Raw genomic sequence first — 14,991 nt, 5'->3', positions numbered from 1 at the left:
ACGGGAAATCCCGCCTTGTGGGAAACACAGCCGAAAGAGGAATCTAGAACATGTTTGAGTCCATTCAGGGCCTGTTGGATGAGCACGCTGAACTTCAGCTGCGCCTGTCCGACCCGGCAGTGCACGCGGACCAGGGCCTGGCCCGGCGGCTGGGACGGCGCTACGCCGAACTCAGCCGGATTGTGGACGCCTACAACCGCTGGCACGGACTCGAGGATGACCTTGCCGCCGCCGCCGAAATGGCCGACGAGGATCCGGAATTCGCCGCAGAGGTGCCCGTGCTCAAGGAGCAGCTGGAGGATGCGCAGGAGAAGCTGCGCCGCCTGCTGATCCCGCGCGACCCCAATGACGGCCGTGACGTCATCATCGAGGTCAAGGGCGGCGAAGGCGGCGACGAAGCAGCCCTGTTCGCCGGAGACCTGCTGCGCATGTACACCCGCTATGCCGAGCACCGCGGCTGGCGTACGGAAATCATCTCCGCCACGGAATCCGACCTGGGCGGCTACAAGGATGTTTCCATGGCCATCAAGGGCAACTCCAATGACCCGGCCGAAGGCGTCTACGCCCGCCTGAAGTACGAAGGCGGCGTGCACCGCGTGCAGCGTGTTCCCGTCACCGAGTCCCAGGGCCGTATCCACACTTCGGCTGCCGGCGTCCTGGTGCTGCCCGAAGTGGACGAGCCGGAAGAGGTCGCGATCAGCCAGAACGACCTGAAGATCGACGTCTACCGTTCCTCCGGCCCCGGCGGACAGTCCGTCAACACCACCGACTCGGCCGTCCGCATCACCCACCTGCCCACCGGCATTGTGGTGGCCATGCAGAACGAAAAGTCGCAGCTGCAGAACCGGGAAGCGGCCATGCGTGTGCTGCGTTCCCGCATCCTCGCCCACGAGCAGGAGAAGATCGACGCCGCGAACTCCGACATCCGCAAGTCGCAGATCCGCACCATGGACCGTTCCGAGCGGATCCGGACCTACAACTACCCGGAAAACCGGATTGTGGACCACCGCACCGGCTACAAGGCCTACAACCTGGACACCGTCCTGAACGGCGAGCTCGAGGCAGTAGTGCAGGCCGCCATCGAAATGGATGAGCAGGCACGGCTGGACGCCATCGGTGACGAAAGCTAGCAGCCCCACCGGTTCCGGCACCGGCACCACCCTGGCCGAAGCGCTGAAACAGGCGGCGGCGGAACTCGCCGCCGCCGGCGTGCCTTCCCCGCGGGTGGATGCCGAGTTGCTGGCAGCGCATCTGCTGGGGGAGACCCCCGGACGGGTCCGGGCGCTGGCGTTCACCGATGTGCCGGCACCCGAGGGGTTCAGCACACTGGTGTCCGAGCGGGCCGCCCGGGTGCCGCTGCAGCACCTGACGGGAAAGGCCCATTTCCGGTACCTGGAACTGGCCGTCGGCCCCGGGGTGTTTGTGCCCCGGCCCGAGACCGAAACGGTGGCGCAGCTGGCGATTGATGCCGCCCGCCGCGCGGGTCCGGCAAAGGTTGCGGACCTGGGTACGGGCTCCGGCGCCATTGCGGCCGCGGTCGCCTCGGAGGTCCCCGACGCCGAGGTGCATGCCGTGGAGCTCAGCCCCCTCGCGTTCGCCTGGGCGGAACGGAACCTTGCTCCGCTGGGTGTCCATCTGGTCCTGGAGGATCTGCGGACCGCACTGGCGGACCACAACGCGAGCTTTGACGTGGTGGTGTCCAATCCGCCGTACATTCCTGCAGAGGCTGTGCCGAACGAACCCGAAGCCGCCGAGCACGATCCGGCCATGGCCCTGTACGGCGGGGGAGCGGACGGCCTGGAACTGCCCCTGGCCGCCGCCCGCACCGCTGCCCGCCTGCTGGTTGCCGGCGGTTACTTCGTGATGGAGCACGCCGAAGTGCAGGCTCCGGCCATCGCCCGGCTGCTTGCCGCCGATCCCGCGTGGATCGACGTAGAATCCCACCGGGACCTCAATGACCGCCCCCGCGCGACATCGGCGGTCCGACGGCCCGCGCCGGAGGCTTCTCCTAATGAAAGAATGAAGACGTGAGCACCAGTTTTGACTGCAGCAACCCCGAGGAACTCAGCGAAGGCCTGGCGGCGGCCCAGCGGGCGATAGCCGCGAAGAGCTGCGTGGTCCTTCCCACCGACACCGTGTACGGGATCGGCGCCGACGCGTTCTCGCCGCAGGGAGTGGCGACCCTCCTCGCTGCGAAAGGACGCGGCCGGAGCATGCCTCCGCCCGTGCTGATCCCGCGCCTGCAGACCATGGACGGGCTGGCCATGGACATTTCCGAGGATGCGCGCGCTCTGGCACGTGCTTTCTGGCCGGGCGGACTGACCCTGATCTTCCATGCGCAGCCGTCCCTGACCTGGGATCTGGGCGACACACTGGGAACCGTTGCACTGCGGATGCCCGACGACGACGTCGCCCTGGACCTGCTGGCGGTCACCGGACCGCTGGCCGTGTCCTCGGCCAACCGGACGGGATTCCCCGCCGGGCAGAGCGCAGCCCAGGCCCGCGAGCAGCTGGGCGAATCAGTGGAGGTCTATCTGGAGGCCGGGCACCGTCCGGTGGCCGGCAGCGACGGAGTGCCCTCCACGATTGTGGATGCCACCGGCGAACAGATGCGCGTGGTGCGCAGCGGTGCCGTCAGCATTGCCGCCCTGCGCGAAGTGGTGCCGGGGATCCTCGACCTGGGCGAAGAGCCCGCCGCAACCCCCGCCGAAACAGCCGGCGGCACGGCGCCGAGCCTGGCTAAAAACCCGACCCTGGCTAAAGAGTAACGGCCGGTCAGTTCCGGGAAGCTTCGAGGACTTCCCGGACTCGGGGTTCGGGAACATTGCCGGTGGACTCGGCCCACCCGGGCTCCTGGCGCTGCCCGAACCACATCATCTCCACCCGGCGCAGTGCCCCGTGCAGCCGCTCTCCGGCCAAGGACGAGACCGTGTAGCCGCAGCGCAGCGCCGCGCGGCAGAACCAGGCGGGCAGGTGCGCCGGACGCCGGCCGCCGGCGGCTTCCAGCACGGCGGACACCGATGCCTGCTCCCACGGCTGCAGGACCACGGCAGGCACGGGGCCGCGGTGGAAGCCGACCCGCAGGACAAAATCGACCAGTGAATGGACCGAGCTGACCGGGCTGGGTGCGGTTCCGGGACCGGCCACCGAGGCCAGCGGCGAGGCCGCGAGCCGGGCCAGTTTCGCCGTCGTCGCCCGGCCCGGTCCCTGGACCGACGTGGCCCGAACTGTGGCTACGCTGCAGGATCCGCCCGCCCGGGCGGAGAGGACCTGTTCGCCGAGGGCCTTGGAGCGGGAGTAGGCCGAAAACGGCTCAACATGGGTGCTTTCGTCCAGGAAGGGCCGGTGCCCCTGCACGGCCGCGCTGCTCAGGTGCACGAAGCGGCGGACGCCGGCGGCATCGGCCGCGTCGGCAGCCAGCGCCGGCAGCAGGGAGTTGGCGCCCCGGAGTTCGGGTGAGTCCGTTGCTCCCGGCGTCGCCAGCCCGGCAGCATTGACCACTACGTCCGCACCGGCGAAGGCGTTCACCAGCAGGCTGTGTTCCGTATCCAGCGCCGCGGCCTCGGCATGCAGCGCAGCGGGGCTGGTGCCCTCGGCGCGCAGCCGGGGTGCGGATACGGAACGGACGCTCACGCCGTGCTCCGCAAGGGCGGACCGGACAGCCGAGCCGATGAATCCGGTGGCGCCCAGGACTACCCAGACAGGGGCCGGGCCGGGGGAGGGAACGGAGGAACGCGGGGCGGAAGGAGTGCTCAAACCTGCTGCTTTCGGGTGGAGGGTTCCGGTTCGCCGGACGCCAGCGGGGGCATCGGGGACCAGGCCGGATCGCGGAGGATGCGCCGGGCGCCGCGCCAGCCGGCCCAGAGCCGGGCGGCACCGCTGAGCTTATGCTCCACGGCGATCAGCCGCAGCAGCTCCTTCCCGGCGGTGAGGAAGGTCCCCAGCGCGAATCCGTACCGGTGGTACTTTCCGTGGACCTGCAGGTACCTGGCGGTATGGCCCCGGTTGCGCATGGAAGTGAAGCGGCCGAGGTCGCTGGAATCGTTGAGGTGCCGGATGCCGAGGTCAATCTGCTTCTGCGCACGGACCTTGCGCAGGACAAAATCGTTGACGTAGGCCACCGGCCGGTCCAGGGACGCCAGCCAGCCGTACATCAGGTCGTCCCCGTTGATGAAGTAGCGCGCATCCGGCAGGCCGATCCTGCGCACCTGCGCGGCACTGATCAGCATCCCCTCAAAGCAGCCCACGTTGGTCTCGAAGACGGGGGAGTCGCGGAAAACGTTGCCCCGCACGGGCAGGTGTACGCCCAGGAAGGGGACGAAGCGGTGCTGCCAGAAAAACGGTGCACCGGTTTCGTCGAAGCGCCGGCCGTGGATGCAGTCATAGCTGCCGGTCCACTTGCGCAGTGCCGCCACGGCATCCGGGATAACTTCGACGTCGTCGTCCATCAGCCACAGCCACTGCGCACCGGAGTCCAGGGCGGCCTGGACGCCGGCGGCGAATCCGCCGGCGCCGCCGGTGTTGGTTTCCAGCCGCAGGACGGTCAGCGGAACGGGGAACCCTGCACGGGCTGCTTCCAGGACCTGCGGCGTCGCATCGGTGCTGGCGTTGTCCACCGCGATCACCGCAGCCGGGGCCGGGTCGAGGGCCGCCACGCTCTCCAGGAGCCCGGCGAGGTAGCCGGAGCGGTTGAAGGTGGTGATGACGATCGTCAGCTGGTCCGGGGGCGAAGCGGCAGCCACGCTAGAACCCGAAGTCCGACGGCGGCCCGAAGCGGCGGCCGCCCATGCCTGCCGCGTACGCGCGCAGCCAGTTCGCGAAGCCCCGGGGATCCCGGGTCCGAGCGAAGTGCACGGGGTATCCGACGGCGTCGGCCACGAAGGACTTCACCCGTCCGTAGCGGCGGGTGAGGAAGCCGCGGTTGCGGTAGAAGTAGAACTGCTTGAACGGTGTCTCGGGAACCAGGACGTGCATCCGGTCGCCGAGGACGGGCTGCACTTCGGCCCAGGCAGCCGGGTGCGTCAGGGCGACGGTGGTGACGGTGCCGAACTCGATGCCTGCGCGGCGCAGCCGGATCATGAAATCCGTCTCGTCGCCGCGGATGAACAGCCTCAGGTCCGGCAGCCCTACGCGGTAAAACACGTCCGCGCGGATCAGGGCACCGTTGAAGAAGTGCCCCACGTTTGGCAGGAAGCCGCGGGCGGCAACCTCGGCCCGGTCATGGGTCAGCTTCCCGTCAAGGCGGAAGTGGAAGGACAGCGTGTCCGGCGCGCCGGGGGCCACCACCAGCGGCAGGACGACGTCGAGCCCGCGTTCCTTTGCCGCAGCCAGCAGGGTGGAAACACAGTCGGGATCTTCGGGATGGGCGTCGTCGTCCATGATCCAGATCCACTCGGCGCCTGAGGCCATGGCGGAGAGAATCGCCAGCGAGAATCCGCCGGCGCCGCCGAGGTTGGTGTTGGACCGGATGTAGTTCACCGGTGCCGATGAGTTTTCAGCGATATCCGACACAGGGCTCTTGCCCGAGTCCACGAGCGCCACGGACGTGATGTTGCCGCTCTGCGCGGCCAGTGCCTCCAGGAGCGTCTTGACGTCGTCGGGACGGTCGAAGGTTACTGCTGCTACGGCCACGGTGTCCGGCAAGATGGTCCTTTCGGGCAACCCGGGGGATCGGCCAAAACCGAAACCGGAGTGGGTGTGCAGTTAGTATGCTGAATAGATTCCAGTCTATTACACCGGATTCTTCCACCTGTTCTTCGCACTACCGAGAGAGCCGGGTACCTACCCGTTGAGGACCATGAGGCAAAAACCTACGGACAACCGTCACCTTCCCCGGGAGGAAAAGCCCGTCCTGTGGCTCTGGTCGCAGTACATGCTGGACTCCCTGGCCTGGATCGTGTCCATCTGCCTTGCGCTGGTGCTCCGCTACGAACTCACCGTTGAGCAGATCAACCCCGGCGGACTTGCTGTCTTCTGTGCCGTGGCCGTCCTGACGCAGCTGATCGTCGGCTATTCGTTTGCCCTCTACCGCGGCCGCTACAGCTTCGGCAGTTTCCACGAAATGCGCCTGCTGGCCGTGGTGACGCTCATTGTCTCCGCCATCCTGGTCCTTGCCAGCGCACTCTTCGGCCTCGTGATCGACATTCCGCGCAGCACCGGCATGATCGCCTTCCCCTTCGCCTGCCTGTTCATGGCGGCCATCCGGTACCTCAAACGGATGTACGTGGAGAGCAAGGCACGCCCGGGAGAGGAAGCCCAGCGCACCCTCGTGTACGGCGCCGGCTTCCTCGGCGGGTCCCTGGTGGCCCGGATGATGAAGGACCCGGAGTCCCCGTACTACCCCGTAGGCCTGGTCGACGACGATCCGGCGAAGAAGCACCTGAGGCTCGCCACCGTTCCGGTCCTCGGCAAGCTCGCAGACCTCCCCGACCTGGTGCACCGCACCCGTGCCACCGTGCTGATCGTGGCCATTGCCGACGTCGAAGCGAAGCAGGTACGCGAGGTCTCCGACCTGGCCGAAGGCCTGGACCTGCGCGTGCTGGTGCTGCCGCCGCTCAAGGACATGCTCTCCAAGGGCGACGGCGCCGGCCTGGGCGACTTCCGTGACGTAGCGGTTGAAGACCTCATCGGGCGCCGCCCGGTGGACATCCACGTCGACGAGGTGGCCGGTTACCTTTCCGGCAGGAAGGTGCTGGTCACCGGTGCCGGCGGCTCCATCGGCTCCGAGCTGTGCCGACAGATCACCGCTTTCAACCCCGGCGAGCTGATCATGCTGGACCGGGACGAGACCGGCCTGCAGCTCACCCAGCTTTCGATCACCGGCCGCGGCCTGCTGGACGGCCCGGACACCGTGCTGGCCGACATCCGTGATCCCGAGGCGCTGGAGCGCATCTTCCGGGAACGCCGCCCCGACGTCGTTTTCCATGCTGCGGCGCTGAAGCATGTTTCCCTGCTGGAGCAGTACCCGCAGGAAGCGTGGAAGACCAACATCATTGGCACCGCGAACGTCCTGGCCGCGGCCCGCAAGGCGAACGTACGCCACTTCGTGAACATCTCCACGGACAAGGCGGCCAACCCGACCACCGTCCTCGGCCATTCCAAACGCGTCGCAGAGAAGCTGACCGCCTGGATGGCCCGTGCCACCGGCGAGCAGTACGTCTCGGTACGGTTCGGCAACGTGATCGGCAGCCGGGGTTCGATGCTTCCGCTCTTCAGCGAGCAGATCCGGCAGGGCGGGCCCGTCACCGTGACGGACCCCGAGGTGACCCGCTTCTTTATGACCATCCCCGAGGCCTGCCAGCTGGTGATCCAGGCCGGTGCGATCGGACGCGGGGGAGAGGTGATGATCCTGGACATGGGCGAGCCCGTGAAGATCCTCGACGTCGCCCGCCGCATGATCGCGATGTCCGGCAAGGACATCGAGATTGTCTTCACCGGACTGCGCCAGGGCGAGAAGCTTCACGAGATCCTCGTCGGCACCGGCGAAGCGGACTCGCGTCCGCTTCATCCGAAGATCTCCCACGCAGCCGTTGCCGTACTGGACCCGGATGACCTGGATCTTGCCGACTGGCTGCGCCGCTGCGGCATCGAACCCGGCAGCGTTCCGACGGACGGGGCCGCAACGGATGCCGGCGAGATCGTGCGCCTCCCGGGGGCCCGCAGCCCCGGTACCCCGGGTGACGGCGCGGACGGACCGCGGGAACCCTACAGCGAACGGCGGACCGGCTGATGCTGCTGGCGCTCTGCGTTGGGGCTGCCTTCCTGGTCAGCCTGCTGCTGCCGTTCCTGTTTATTCCGCTGCTGCGCCGGATGGGTGTCCTGGACATCCCCAATGAGCGCTCCTCCCACACCAAGGCGGTCATCCGCGGGGTGGGCGTCACGACTGCCGCCGGGGTGCTGGCCGGTCTCCTGCTGGCACTGCTGACCGGCCTCGTTGCCGTCGACCGGTCCGTGCTCGCCATCCTCATCGCCATCATCGGCGCAGCCTCGCTGCTGGGGTGGATCGAGGACTTCAGGGGCGTCTCCGTCCGCACCCGGGCCGCCACCCAGCTGGCCATCGGCCTGGCAGGAACGGCCGGCCTGGCCTGGACCATGGAACAGAGCTGGTGGTGGGTCCCCGTGGGCGGCCTCGCCATAGCCGCCTACATCAACGTCGCCAACTTCATGGACGGCATCAACGGAATCTCCGGCCTGCACGGGCTGGTGGTGGGAGCCCTGTATTCCGTCAGCGGCGTACTGTCGGACCATGTCTGGCTCACCGTGACGGGAGCAGTGGTTGCCGCGGCGTTCGCTGCCTTCCTGCCCTGGAACCTCGGCCGTGGCCAGGTCTTCCTGGGGGACGTGGGCAGTTACCTGCTGGGTTCCTCCATCGCGGGTATTGCCGTGGCAGCCTTCCTCGCCGGCGTCTACGTGGAATACCTGCTGTTCCCGATCCTGATCTATTTGGCTGATACCTTCTCCACGCTGCTGCGCCGCGTGCGCCGGGGGGAGCGCTGGTACACCGCTCACCGGCAGCACGTTTACCAGCGGCTGACCGACGCCGGCCTGAGCCATGTGCAGGTGTCCCTGGTCGTCACCGGCTGCACTCTCGCCGTGGGAGTCACCGGCCTGCTGACTGCCGGTGCCGGCGCCGGCGCAACGGGTGCCGGGGTCCTCTTCGCCGTTGCGGTACTGGCTTTCTACCTCGCTTCGCCGCGGATGTTTGCCCGCCGTACGGTGGCCTAGCCGGGCCCGGCGCACCCTAGCAGGGGGCGTCTTCTATGTACTGTAGAATTCAAGGGTCGCGGTAGCCCGCGGCGTCACAAAGCCCCCGGCTACAGAAGACCCAGCAAGGAAGACCGCCACGCCATGAGATCCGCAGACGGTTCCCGCCCCCGCGGGTACCTGACCCCTTCCGGGCCAACGAAGGCCCCGTGGCTGGGGATCCTCGGGACAGCCCTCGCCGTCACCGGCGGTGCAGCGGTCCTCGCAGCGGCTGTGGCCGCCCTCACGGCCGGCATAAGTGCCGCTGTGAGTTCCCTTTCAGGCTGGTTCCTTATTGCCGCATTCTTCGGCATCAGCCTTTTGGTCGGCCACGTCGTCGGACGCAGCAACCCCTCCGGGGCAATCGGAATGTTCATGGTTACCTATGCCATTAAAGTTGTCGGGTTCGCCGTCATTCTTTTCGGCATCGGAACTCCTGTCTGGCTGCACCGGGAATGGTTTGCGTTGACGGCCGTGGGCGCAGTGGTTCTCTGGCAGGTTGCCGAGATCCGCGCCTTTTCTCGAAGCCGCCACCTGATCTACAGCGACGGAACCGACACCGCCCGTGAAGGAGGCACAGATGCCTAAGAATCAGCCCGTATCAGGACCAGCGGCCTTCCAGCCTCTCGCCGCCGGCCGCCGCGCAACCGTGCAGTATCTGCTTGCGGGAATCATCGCCCTGGGTTTGATAGGGTGGAGCCTGGATAGTCTCCTGGGAACTCGCTGGATTTTACCGGCCGGTATCGTCCTGGGTGCGGTCTGCGGCTACTATGTCGCCTTCGCACACAGGCGCACCTCGGGTGCAGACCGACCCGCAACGGGCGGAAAACAGCCGGATACGGATAAATCGAATTGATTTCACAAAACCGAATTAACGGGCGCACATCATGCGTGCCCGCCAATGATATGCCCAACGATGGACACAGCAGAGAGGAAACGCGTTGATCGCGCTTGCGCTTCCCGCCTCCAATGACGAGGGATTCGTTCCACCCACCCTCGAAGACATGCACCTCCCTGAGATCCTTCCCTGGGGCGCCGAGAGTGGTGAAGGATTTGGAAAGCAGATGCTGCTTATCCTCCTCTCCGTTGCCATTATCGGATGGTTTTTCATAGCCGCTGCCCGTAAGGGCCAGTTGGTCCCGGGCCGGATGCAGTTCCTGGGCGAGTTCAGCTACAACCTCGTCCGCAACTCGATCGGCCGCGACATTATCGGCGAAAAGGACTTCAGGGCGTTCACTCCGCTGCTGTTCTCGCTGTTCTTCTTCATCCTGATCAACAACCTGTGGGGCAGCATTCCGCTGGCACAGCTGCCGACGACGTCGCACGTCGGTACCGCCTACGCCCTGGCCGCGATTGTGTACTTCACCTGGATCATCCTCGGCATCAAGAAGCACGGACTGGCTTACTTCAAGTTCGCCGTGGTTCCGTCCGGTGTTCCGAAGGCGATCCTGCCGCTCGTGGTGCTGATCGAAATCATCTCCACCTTCCTGGTCCGCCCGGTGACGCACAGCCTGCGACTCTTCGCAACCATGCTCTCGGGCCACCTGATCATCATGCTGGCGGGCGCCGGAACCTCGTTCCTGCTGCTCGAGGCTGAGGGACTGCTGAAGCCGCTGGGTCTGCTGACCCTGGCAGGCGGCGTCGCCATGTTCCTGTTCGAAGTTTTGATCCAGTGCCTGCAGGCCTACGTCTTTACCCTGCTGACTGCGATCTACATCCAAGGCTCCCTGGCCGAGGAACACTAAACCTCCCCTCTCCAGGGGAACCCCCTGAACCATACAACCTGCCTCCGGGCATCTTGAAAGGAACAAAGCCATAATGATTGGTGAAATCAACGGCAACATCAACCTCGTCGGCTACGGTCTGTCCGCCATCGGCGGCGCCATCGGCGTTGGCCTGGTCTTCGCGGCCTACATCAACGGCGTTGCCCGCCAGCCGGAAGCCCAGCGCGTCCTGCAGCCCATCGCCTTCCTGGGCCTGGCCCTGACTGAAGCACTGGCTATCCTTGGTCTGGTTTTCGCGTTCGTTCTCTAACGTCAGCGCGTATTTTCCAACCAAGTAGATAGGACGGATTGAAATGAACGAGGCACTAATCCTCGCCGCCGAAGAAGGCGCGAATCCCCTGGTCCCAAACATCTGGGAGATCCTCGTAACACTGCTTGGCTTCGCCGTGCTGATGTACATCGTCGTCAAGTTTGTCGTCCCGATGTTCGAGAAGACGTATGCAGAGCGTACCGAGGCCATCGAAGGCGGACTCAAGAAGGCCGAAGCCGCACAGGCTGAGGCCAGCGCGGCCCTGGATGAATACAAGCAGCAGCTGATCGACGCCCGTACCGAGGCTAACCGGATCCGCGAGGAAGCACGCGCCGAAGGCGCCCAGATCCTCGCTGACCTGAAGGCAAAGGCCGGCGCGGAATCCGCCCGCATCATGGAACAGTCCCACGTCGCCATCGAAGCGGAACGCCAGGCAGCTGTCGTTTCCCTCCGCAGCGAAGTAGGCACCCTTGCCACCGAGCTGGCCAGCAAGGTCGTCGGCGAGTCCCTCGCAGACGATGCGCGTGCCGCCCGTGTGGTTGACCGCTTCCTTGCCGACCTGGAAACCCAGAACGCAGGTGCGGTTAAGTAATGGCAGGTATATCGAGCGAGTCACTGGCCGCAGCGCAGGAGAAGCTGGAAGCCATGCTTCCCGGCGCAACCCTGCCCCTGGCCGAGGAACTCTTTGGAATTCTGGGCCTGCTGGACAGCGATGCTGGCCTGCTGCGTGCCCTGACGGATCCGGCTCGTGAAGCCTCTGCCAAGGCAGCCCTGGTCTCCAAGCTGGTCGGCGGCAAGGTTTCGACCGATGCCGAGCAGCTGGTTGCTTCTCTGGTGGAGTCCCGGTGGCGCACTGCGCGCGACCTCGGCGATGCCCTGGAAACCCTGGGCGCAACGGTTGTTTCCGCTGTCGCGGAAAACAAGGGTCCCGGCCTGGCCGGCCTTGAAGCCCTGGAAAACGATTTGTTCCGTTTCAACCAGGCCGTTGCAGCCAACCACGAGGTGCAGCGCGCGCTGCAGGAACCGCAGGCATCCGCCTCGGCCAAGGCCACACTGGCACAGAAAATCGTGCCCGGTATGGGAGCCGAAGCCAAGGTGCTGGTGACGCAGGCGGTAACCGCCCCGCGCGGGCTGCGTCCGGCAGCACTGGTTGCGCGTTTCGCGGAACTGGTAGCCGGCCGCCAGCAGCGGTGGATTGCAGAAGTGCAGTCCAGCCGTCCGCTGACGCAGGAACAGCAAAAGCGTCTGCAGTCCTCTCTCAACGGACTGTATGGCCGCGAGCTGAAGATCAACGTCAATGTGGACCCGGCGATTCTCGGCGGCATTCGTGTCACAGTGGGGGATGAAGTAGTTGATTCCACCGTTACGACGCGCCTGACTGAACTTCGCCGAAAGCTCGCTGTCTAGTCACCTTGACGGCCCTAAACGGCCTTCAGAACATTTGAGAACCAATCACGGTCATCGGGAATTAAGCGATGATCACAACATAGGAGAGCAGGGACTGCAGATGGCCGAATTGACCATCAACGCCGACGACGTCCGTAATGCGTTGAATGAATTCGCGGCGTCCTACGAACCCGGAAACGCAGAGCGCGTTGAAGTTGGCCGCGTAACAACCGCCAGCGACGGCATTGCCCGTGTGGAGGGCCTGCCCTCCGTTATGGCGAATGAGCTGCTTCGGTTTGAGGACGGCACGCTGGGCCTCGCCCAGAACCTTGACACCCGTGAAATCGGTGTCGTTGTACTTGGCGATTTCGCCGGTATCGAAGAAGGCCAGGAAGTACACCGCACCGGTGAAGTCCTGTCCGTACCCGTAGGCGACGCCTTCCTGGGCCGCGTAGTCGACCCGCTGGGCGAGCCCATGGATGACATGGGCCCGATCGCCGCTGAGGCACGCCGCGCACTGGAACTCCAGGCGCCCGGCGTTACGATGCGCAAGTCGGTCCACGAACCGCTTCAGACCGGTCTCAAGGCAATCGACGCCATGATCCCGATCGGCCGCGGCCAGCGCCAGCTGATCATTGGTGACCGCAAGACGGGTAAGACCGCCATTGCCGTAGACACCATCCTGAACCAGAAGGCCAACTGGGATTCCGGCGACGTGCAGAAGCAGGTTCGCTGCATCTACGTAGCCATCGGCCAGAAGGCTTCCACGATCGCTGAAATCAAGCGCACCCTGGAAGAAAAGGGCGCCATGGAGTACACCACCATCGTGGCCTCCCCGGCATCCGACCCCGCCGGCTTCAAGTACCTGGCACCGTACGCCGGCTCGGCCATCGGCCAGCACTGGATGTACGGCGGCAAGCACGTCCTCATCATCTTTGATGATCTGTCGAAGCAGGCTGAAGCCTACCGCGCCGTGTCGCTGCTGCTGCGCCGCCCGCCGGGACGCGAAGCCTACCCGGGCGACGTCTTCTACTTGCACTCCCGCCTGCTGGAGCGTTGCGCCAAGCTCTCCGACGAGCTCGGTGCCGGCTCGATGACCGGCCTGCCGATCATCGAAACCAAGGCAAATGACGTCTCGGCCTACATCCCGACCAACGTCATCTCCATCACCGACGGCCAGATCTTCCTGCAGTCGGACCTCTTCAACGCCAACCAGCGCCCCGCCGTCGACGTCGGTATTTCCGTCTCGCGCGTCGGTGGTGCCGCACAGCAGAAGGCCATGAAGAAGGTCTCCGGTACGTTGAAGCTGGAACTGGCCCAGTACCGCGACATGCAGGCATTCGCCATGTTTGCCTCGGACCTGGATGCCGCTTCCCGTCAGCAGCTGACCCGCGGTGCACGCCTGATGGAACTGCTCAAGCAGGGGCAGTACGCCCCGTACCCGGTGGAAGACCAGGTTGTCTCCATCTGGATGGGTACCAACGGTTACCTCGATGACGTTCCCGTTGAGGACGTCCGCCGCTTCGAGGCCGAGTTCCTGCAGCACGTACGCCACTCCTCGTCCGTCATGACCGTCCTGGCCGAGACGAACAAGCTCGAGGATTCCACGGTTGATGAGATGAAGAACCTCATCACCAACTTCAAGCAGGGTTTCTTCGGCGAAGGTGACGACCGCATGGTCGCCGCCGGCAACGAAGCCACCTCGGCCTTGGATGAGGAAGCCGTAGACCAGGAAAAGATCGTCAAGCAGAAGCGCTAGCGGTTGAAGAGTTCCGCTGCCGGGCCGTGTGCCCGGCAGCGGAACCCTCGGCCATTGCCTTAGCCCCTAGCTTCACCGCTAGGAACTGAAAGGAAGAGTATGGGAGCCCAAATTCGGGTCTACCGCCAGAAGATCGCGTCGACCACGTCGATGCAGAAGATCTTCAAGGCGATGGAGCTGATTGCTGCCTCTCGCATCGGAAAGGCGCGCACCCGTGTGGCTGCGTCACTGCCTTACTCCAATGCGATCACCCGTGCCGTTTCTGCTGTGGCATCCCAGTCGGAGATCGATCATCCGCTGACCACCGAACCGGAGCAGATCCGGCGCGCAGCCGTGGTCATCATGACCTCCGACCGCGGTCTTGCCGGATCCTACTCCGCCGGTGTCCTCAAGCAGGGCGAAGCACTCAATGAATTGCTCCGTGACGAGGGCAAGGAAGTTAAGACCTACCTTGTTGGACGCAAGGGGCAGGCGTACTACGAATTCCGCAACCGTTCCGTGGAACGGGTCTGGACCGGCGGTACCGACGCACCCGAGTTCGAAACAGCCCGTGAAATCGGCAAGGCACTCCTCGATGACTTCAACACGGCCTACGAAGACGGCGGCGTGGACGAAATCCACATCGTCTACACGCGCTTCAAGTCCATGGTTATTCAGGAACCTGCGGTCATCCGACTGCTGCCGCTGGAAGTAGTCGAGGAAGAAGCCCAGTCCAGCGCTGAGTTCCTGCCTCTCTACGAATACGAGCCCGAGCCCGAAAAGGTCCTGGACGCACTGCTGCCGCGCTACATCGAGTCGCGCATCTTCGCAGCCATGCTCCAGGCAGCCGCTTCCGAGCTTGCAGCCCGCCAGCGCGCCATGAAGGCCGCAGGGGACAACGCCACGGACCTGATCAAGAAGTACACGCGACTTCGGAATAACGCCCGTCAGGCCGAAATCACCCAGGAACTTTCCGAGATCGTAGCCGGTGCGGACGCGCTCAGCGCATCCTGACCTGCTGCAGTCGAAGATAAGTTCCAACGCATAAAAAACTTAGTCCACACGCCATCTAACTGAGTGAAGTGAGAGAG

At 65.2% G+C, this 14,991-nt stretch carries 15 protein-coding genes; 12 read left to right on the top strand and 3 right to left on the bottom strand.

Annotation, left to right across the window (positions count from 1 at the left end):
- Positions 1-50 precede the first annotated feature (50 nt).
- Genes prfA through N2K95_RS11120 form a run of 3 tightly spaced genes read left to right on the top strand, consistent with a single transcriptional unit; the run spans position 51 to position 2,768 of the window.
- On the top strand, positions 51-1,130 hold the full coding sequence (gene prfA / locus N2K95_RS11130; protein ID WP_255789998.1) for a peptide chain release factor 1: 1,080 nt from the start codon (positions 51-53) through the stop codon (positions 1,128-1,130).
- Positions 1,090-2,031 (top strand): peptide chain release factor N(5)-glutamine methyltransferase, encoded by a 942-nt coding sequence (gene prmC, locus N2K95_RS11125; protein WP_260651604.1) that lies wholly within the window; start codon positions 1,090-1,092, stop codon positions 2,029-2,031. Before prfA ends, prmC begins: the two co-directional genes overlap by 41 nt.
- Positions 2,028-2,768 carry an L-threonylcarbamoyladenylate synthase gene (locus tag N2K95_RS11120; protein ID WP_260651603.1) on the top strand — a complete coding sequence of 247 codons (741 nt, stop codon included), beginning with the start codon at positions 2,028-2,030 and terminating at the stop codon, positions 2,766-2,768. The genes prmC and N2K95_RS11120 overlap by 4 nt, the downstream gene beginning before the upstream one ends.
- 7 nt (positions 2,769-2,775) lie before the next feature.
- Here N2K95_RS11120 and N2K95_RS11115 read toward each other — a convergent pair whose 3' ends face one another.
- Genes N2K95_RS11115 through N2K95_RS11105 form a run of 3 tightly spaced genes read right to left on the bottom strand, consistent with a single transcriptional unit; the run spans position 2,776 to position 5,643 of the window.
- A complete protein-coding gene (locus N2K95_RS11115; protein WP_260651602.1) occupies positions 2,776-3,756 on the bottom strand; it encodes an NAD-dependent epimerase/dehydratase family protein in 981 nt (326 codons plus the stop codon).
- Positions 3,753-4,742 (bottom strand): glycosyltransferase, encoded by a 990-nt coding sequence (locus tag N2K95_RS11110; RefSeq protein ID WP_260651601.1) that lies wholly within the window; start codon positions 4,740-4,742, stop codon positions 3,753-3,755. The genes N2K95_RS11115 and N2K95_RS11110 overlap by 4 nt, the downstream gene beginning before the upstream one ends.
- Before the next feature lies 1 nt (position 4,743).
- On the bottom strand, positions 4,744-5,643 hold the full coding sequence (locus tag N2K95_RS11105) for a glycosyltransferase (RefSeq protein ID WP_260651600.1): 900 nt from the start codon (positions 5,641-5,643) through the stop codon (positions 4,744-4,746).
- A gap of 154 nt (positions 5,644-5,797) precedes the next feature.
- On the opposite strand from N2K95_RS11105, the gene N2K95_RS11100 reads away from it, so the two are divergent.
- The 9 genes from N2K95_RS11100 to N2K95_RS11060 all read left to right on the top strand — a co-directional run bounded on the left by N2K95_RS11100 (position 5,798) and on the right by N2K95_RS11060 (position 14,914).
- On the top strand, positions 5,798-7,729 hold the full coding sequence (locus N2K95_RS11100; protein ID WP_260651599.1) for a polysaccharide biosynthesis protein: 1,932 nt from the start codon (positions 5,798-5,800) through the stop codon (positions 7,727-7,729).
- Complete coding sequence (locus N2K95_RS11095) at positions 7,729-8,724, top strand: MraY family glycosyltransferase (protein WP_260651598.1); 996 nt, start codon at positions 7,729-7,731, stop codon at positions 8,722-8,724. The genes N2K95_RS11100 and N2K95_RS11095 overlap by 1 nt, the downstream gene beginning before the upstream one ends.
- A 123-nt stretch (positions 8,725-8,847) precedes the next feature.
- Complete coding sequence (locus N2K95_RS11090) at positions 8,848-9,330, top strand: hypothetical protein (protein WP_260651597.1); 483 nt, start codon at positions 8,848-8,850, stop codon at positions 9,328-9,330.
- Between the two features lie 353 nt (positions 9,331-9,683).
- Positions 9,684-10,487: a F0F1 ATP synthase subunit A gene (atpB, locus tag N2K95_RS11085; protein WP_255789970.1), complete on the top strand. Its 804-nt coding sequence runs from the start codon at positions 9,684-9,686 to the stop codon at positions 10,485-10,487.
- 73 nt (positions 10,488-10,560) lie between these two features.
- Positions 10,561-10,776, top strand: a complete 216-nt coding sequence (atpE, locus tag N2K95_RS11080; RefSeq protein WP_191807777.1) for an ATP synthase F0 subunit C — start codon at positions 10,561-10,563, stop codon at positions 10,774-10,776.
- A gap of 43 nt (positions 10,777-10,819) precedes the next feature.
- Entirely contained in the window at positions 10,820-11,368 is a 549-nt protein-coding gene (locus N2K95_RS11075) for a F0F1 ATP synthase subunit B (RefSeq protein ID WP_146361524.1), read from the top strand.
- Positions 11,368-12,183, top strand: a complete 816-nt coding sequence (locus tag N2K95_RS11070; protein ID WP_260651596.1) for a F0F1 ATP synthase subunit delta — start codon at positions 11,368-11,370, stop codon at positions 12,181-12,183. Before N2K95_RS11075 ends, N2K95_RS11070 begins: the two co-directional genes overlap by 1 nt.
- 100 nt (positions 12,184-12,283) lie before the next feature.
- On the top strand, positions 12,284-13,921 hold the full coding sequence (gene atpA / locus N2K95_RS11065) for a F0F1 ATP synthase subunit alpha (protein ID WP_260651595.1): 1,638 nt from the start codon (positions 12,284-12,286) through the stop codon (positions 13,919-13,921).
- 99 nt (positions 13,922-14,020) lie between these two features.
- Positions 14,021-14,914 carry a F0F1 ATP synthase subunit gamma gene (locus N2K95_RS11060; protein WP_260651594.1) on the top strand — a complete coding sequence of 298 codons (894 nt, stop codon included), beginning with the start codon at positions 14,021-14,023 and terminating at the stop codon, positions 14,912-14,914.
- Positions 14,915-14,991 lie beyond the last annotated feature (77 nt).

The organism is Arthrobacter zhaoxinii (assembly GCF_025244925.1).
Lineage (GTDB): Bacteria > Actinomycetota > Actinomycetes > Actinomycetales > Micrococcaceae > Arthrobacter_B > Arthrobacter_B zhaoxinii.
The sequence above is the reverse complement of the archived record's forward strand: the minus strand, read 5'-3'. Positions and strand labels throughout refer to the sequence as shown.

Bases quoted from the DNA above. Each gene is read 5' to 3' on its own strand.
- prmC (WP_260651604.1), top strand. From the start codon at position 1,090: ATGAGCAGGCACGGCTGGACGCCATCGGTGACGAAAGCTAGCAGCCCC.
- N2K95_RS11070 (WP_260651596.1), top strand. From the start codon at position 11,368: ATGGCAGGTATATCGAGCGAGTCACTGGCCGCAGCGCAGGAGAAGCTG.
- N2K95_RS11060 (WP_260651594.1), top strand. From the start codon at position 14,021: ATGGGAGCCCAAATTCGGGTCTACCGCCAGAAGATCGCGTCGACCACG.
- N2K95_RS11095 (WP_260651598.1), top strand. From the start codon at position 7,729: ATGCTGCTGGCGCTCTGCGTTGGGGCTGCCTTCCTGGTCAGCCTGCTG.
- N2K95_RS11100 (WP_260651599.1), top strand. From the start codon at position 5,798: ATGAGGCAAAAACCTACGGACAACCGTCACCTTCCCCGGGAGGAAAAG.
- atpE (WP_191807777.1), top strand. From the start codon at position 10,561: ATGATTGGTGAAATCAACGGCAACATCAACCTCGTCGGCTACGGTCTG.
- N2K95_RS11090 (WP_260651597.1), top strand. From the start codon at position 8,848: ATGAGATCCGCAGACGGTTCCCGCCCCCGCGGGTACCTGACCCCTTCC.
- N2K95_RS11075 (WP_146361524.1), top strand. From the start codon at position 10,820: ATGAACGAGGCACTAATCCTCGCCGCCGAAGAAGGCGCGAATCCCCTG.
- atpA (WP_260651595.1), top strand. From the start codon at position 12,284: ATGGCCGAATTGACCATCAACGCCGACGACGTCCGTAATGCGTTGAAT.
- prfA (WP_255789998.1), top strand. From the start codon at position 51: ATGTTTGAGTCCATTCAGGGCCTGTTGGATGAGCACGCTGAACTTCAG.